Here is a 4,421-nt window from a genome sequence, read left to right as displayed (position 1 = left end):
CCCGCCAGCTCGTCGACCGGCTCGACGACACGGGATGGTAGGGCAGGTCCGTGCCCACCTACCCGCGAGTATCGTGGGCGGGAGGTGTACGAGCCTGGGGCGGGCCGGGGTCGGTCGGCTCGGCTGGTTGCCTGCTGTACTCGCCGCGCACGATTATCCGTTCGTGATCGAGCCCTCTGAGGAGCTGCGCGCCCGCGTCTCCGAGCTTGCTGGTCGCCTGGGGGTCTGTGCTGGTCGGGGTTGAGGGTAAGGGGGTGCTGTTGTGGTGCGGCACGGCTAACGGGGGTGCGTGGGCGGTAGGTTGGGGTGCGGAGGTTTGCGGGGGGTCGGGGTGTGTGGCTGAGTGGTGCTCGGTGATCTGTTGAGAGCGGGTGCGAGGTGAAGCAAATTCCGGTTACTCGCTCGTAGGAGTGCAGGTCGGGAAGTGTGGTCCCCGCGCACGCGGGGGTGGTCCGTGCGCGACCTGCCCGTCGGCCTCGGGCAAGCTGTGGTCCCCGCGCACGCGGGGGTGGTCCACGCACCCTGCATCCCTCCCCACCGTCGGGGGTGTGGTCCCCGCGCACGCGGGGGTGGTCCGGCCCGCGCCGACGAGGAGATGTGGAAGGGCATGTGGTCCCCGCGCACGCGGGGGTGGTCCGGGGACGCCGTGCCCTACACCCAGCCCGGACGGGTGGTCCCCGCGCACGCGGGGATGGTCCCGCCTGCTGTCGCCGCGCGAGTACCGGCAGGCCGTGGTCCCCGCGCACGCGGGGGTGGTCCGTCGACGCCGTCGAGCGGGTACGCGAGGGTGTGGTGGTCCCCGCGCACGCGGGGGTGGTCCGGAGCCGGGCAGCTCTTCCCTGCGGCCGGCTTCGTGGTCCCCGCGCACGCGGGGGTGGTCCGGGGATGCCCTTCAGCCCGACCAAGCCCGAGGCGTGGTCCCCGCGCACGCGGGGGTGGTCCCTTCGGCTGCATGAGCTTGGCCTTGGTGCCCCAGTGGTCCCCCCGCACGTGGGGGTGGTCCGGACAGTCCAGACAACCACCGGCCGGCCGTTCTGTGGTCCCCGCGCACGCGGGGGTGGTCCGACGGCGACGATGGTCGCCGGTGCGATGGAGCTGTGGTCCCCGCGCAGGCGGGGGTGGGTCGCTGAGCTCGCCGCCCTGCCGGGCGCCGGCCAGCGGTCCCCGCGCATGCCGGGCCGGTCCAACCCCCGTAGGAAACCAAGCAAAAACGCACCCCTCCCCGACTGCGCACCCGCCCCCGTCGAACCGTCAACCCCAGCCGCTCACTTGACCAACACGGCCGACAGCCCGATTACCCGAGTGGACGCACGCCTGCGCGGGACACGTCGTTCGGGCGCCGCGCGGCCGCGCCGTGGGTACCCGGAGGCATTCTGCTCCCTCTCTTGGGCGCGGCCCGCACCGGGCGCCGGGCGCGTACGGAACCGGCCCGCCCGGACGGGGCGCGCGGACTCCGCAGGGGCGGAGCCGCCGTTCGGGCGGGCCGGAGCACGGGGAACGTAACAGCTTGCAGAAAGATGTGGAAGAGTTTTCGCGGGGCTCGCCGCATCCCGACCGGCCGCATTCCGGGGGGAGTTGAGACATGCGGAGACGGCGCGCCGGCCACGCTCGGCCGACGCGCCCCTGCGGCGCCCTCAGCCGCCCGCCGACGCCTGCGCCGTCGAGCCGCGTACGACGAGCTCGGGCTGGAAGACGAACTCCGTGCGCTGCACCGGCGTGCCGCCCAGCTCCTCCAGTAGCGCGTTGACCGCGGCGGCGGCCATCGCGCGCACCGGCTGGCGGACGGTGGTGAGCGGAGGGTCGGTGAAGGCGTTGAGCTCCGAGTCGTCGTAGCCGACGACCGAGACGTCCTCCGGCACGCGCAGGCCGCGCCCCCGCACCGCGCGCACCGCGCCGAGCGCCATGAGGTCGCTGCCGCAGACGATGCCGGTGCAGCCCTCGTCGAGGAGCGCGCCGGCCGCCGCGTGCCCGCCCTCGACGGTGAACAGGGTGTGCTGCACGAAGGGTCTCGCGCCCACCGCGTCCGTACCGAGCGCCTCGGCGAACCCGGCTGCCTTCCGGCGGGCCGGCACGAACCGGTCGGGGCCGACGGCGAGTCCGATCCGCTCGTGGCCCAACTGCCGCAAGTGGCGCACGGCCATCACGGCGGCCGCGTGGTCGTCGGGCGAGACGAAGGGGGCCTCGATCCGGTCGTTGTAGCCGTTGACGAGGACGAACGGCACGCCGCGGCCCGCGAGTCGGGCGTACCTCGCCGGGTCGGCCGTGAGGTCGGCGTGGAGCCCGGAGAGGAAGATGACGCCGTTGACGCCGCGTTCCACGAGCTGCTCGACGAGTTCGTCCTCCGTCGCGCCGCCCGGCATCTGGGTGCCGAGCACCGGGGTGTAGCCGTACCCGGAGAGGGAGGCTTCGATCACCTGCGCGAAGGCCGGGAAGATCGGGTTGGTCAACTCCGGGATCACCAGTCCGACGAGCCCTGCGCTGCGCCGCCGCAAGCGGACGGGGCGCTCGTAGCCGAGCACGTCGAGCGCTGCGAGGACCCGCTGCCGAGTCCCGGCCGCCACACCGGACTTGCCGTTGAGGACGCGGCTGACCGTCGCTTCGCTCACCTTCGCCTGTGCCGCTATGTCGGAGAGCCTCGCCGTGCCCTGCGCCTCCCGTTCGCCGACGGCGGCGTCCACCGGGACGCCGCCGTCCGCATCCGGTCGGGGACTCATGCTCCGGTCCCCTCTGTGCCCTCGGCCTGCCACCACACGACCGTGTCGCCCGGAAGCTCGCCGCCGGCGTACGGCGCGCTCGCGAGCAGGACGCGCCCGTGCGCGGGTTCCCAGGCGACGGGCTCCGCACGGGTGTTGGCCGCGCAGACGAGGCCGCCGCGGCGGAAGGCGAGGACGCCGTCGGGCGCCTCGATCCACTCCAGGGCGGAGCCGGCGCCGAGGTCGTCGTGGTCGCGGCGGAGGCGGAGCGCCGCGCGGTAGAACTCGAGGGTCGACTCGGGGTCGCCCGTCTGCACCGCCACCGAGAGCGCCCCCCAACCGTCGGGCTGGGGCAGCCAGCTTCCGTCGGGGCCGAAGCCGTAGGAGGGGCCGTGCTCCTCCCACGGGATCGGGACGCGGCAGCCGTCGCGGAGCCCGTCCTGGCCGTTGTCGCGGAAGAACGACGGGTCCTGCCGTGCCTCGTCGGGGAGTTCGAGCACCTCGGGGAGGCCGAGCTCCTCGCCCTGGTAGACGTAGGCGGAGCCGGGGAGCGCGAGCATCAGCAGCGTGGCCGCGCGGGCGCGGCGCAGGCCGCCGCCGAGGCGGGTGCGGTGGCGTACGACGTCGTGGTTGGAGAGCACCCACGTCGCCGGGGCGCCGACGGCGCCGAGCGAAGTGAGGGACTCGTCGATCGCCGCGCGGAGCTGTTCGTCGTCCCAATCGGTGCCGAGGTAGTGGAAGTTGAACGCCTGGTGGAGCTCGTCCGGGCGGACGTAGAGCGCGGTGCGCTCGGGGCTCGGCGTCCACGCCTCGGCGACGCCGATCCGCGGCCCCGGGTACTCGTCGAGGACGCGGCGCCAGTCGCGGTAGATCTCGTGCACGCCGTCCTGGTCGAAGAAGGGGAGCTGCTGCGTGCCGAGGAGCTTCAACTGGCCCGCGCTGCCCATGTCGGGGAGGCCCTCCGCCTTGACGAGGCCGTGCGCGACGTCGATCCGGAAGCCGTCGACGCCGGTGTCGAGCCAGAAGCGGAGCACCGAGCGGAACTCGTCGTGGACGGCGGGGTGCTGCCAGTTGAAGTCGGGCTGCTCCGGCGCGAAGAGGTGGAGATACCACTCCCCCGGGGTGCCGTCGGGGGTCTCCGTCCGTGTCCACGCAGGGCCGCCGAAGATCGACTCCCAGTCGTTCGGGGGGAGTTCGCCGTGCTCGCCGCGGCCGGCGCGGAAGTGGTAGCGGTCTCGCAGCGGGGAGCCGGGGCCCTCGCGGAGCGCCCTGCGGAACCACTCGTGGCGGTCGGAGGAGTGGTTGGGGACGAGGTCCACGATGACGCGGAGGCCGAGCGCGTGCGCCTCGTCGACGAGCGCCTCCGCGTCGGGGAGCGAGCCGAACATCGGGTCGATGGTGCGGTAGTCGGCGACGTCGTAGCCGCCGTCCGCCTGGGGCGAGGCGTAGAAGGGGCTGAGCCAGACGGCGTCGACGCCGAGCTCGGCGAGGTACGGGAGGCGGGCGCGGATGCCGGGGAGGTCGCCCATGCCGTCGCCGTCCGCGTCGGCGAAGGAGCGGGGGTAGACCTGGTAGATCACGGCGTCGCGCCACCAGTCGGCGCTGCGGGCGTGGTCGTCGGCGGGTGCGGGCTGCGGGCGGTCGGCGCGGAGGGCGCTCTCGGCGTGCTGCGTCATGTCGTCCCTGGGTGAGGTCGGATGGGTGTCAGGGCCGCCCTCGGGGGCGGGT

Annotated in this window: 2 protein-coding genes and 1 CRISPR repeat array; both genes read right to left on the bottom strand. The window is 74.0% G+C overall.

Features of this window, described 5'->3' with window-relative positions; translation table 11 throughout:
• Positions 1–425 precede the first annotated feature (425 nt).
• A CRISPR array of direct repeats spans positions 426–1,125; the repeat unit is 29 nt; unit sequence TGTGGTCCCCGCGCACGCGGGGGTGGTCC.
• Positions 1,126–1,634: 509 nt separating this feature from the next.
• Positions 1,635–2,714 (bottom strand): LacI family DNA-binding transcriptional regulator, encoded by a 1,080-nt coding sequence (locus tag UWG_RS0108750; RefSeq protein WP_237720033.1) that lies wholly within the window; start codon positions 2,712–2,714, stop codon positions 1,635–1,637.
• Complete coding sequence (locus UWG_RS0108745) at positions 2,711–4,369, bottom strand: glycoside hydrolase family 13 protein (RefSeq protein ID WP_016906823.1); 1,659 nt, start codon at positions 4,367–4,369, stop codon at positions 2,711–2,713. The genes UWG_RS0108750 and UWG_RS0108745 overlap by 4 nt, the downstream gene beginning before the upstream one ends.
• Between the last annotated feature and the right edge of the window lie 52 nt (positions 4,370–4,421).

The sequence above is a fragment of the Streptomyces xiaopingdaonensis genome (genome assembly GCF_000262345.1).
Lineage (GTDB): Bacteria > Actinomycetota > Actinomycetes > Streptomycetales > Streptomycetaceae > Streptomyces > Streptomyces xiaopingdaonensis.
This window is presented reverse-complemented; position numbering and strand designations above follow the sequence as displayed.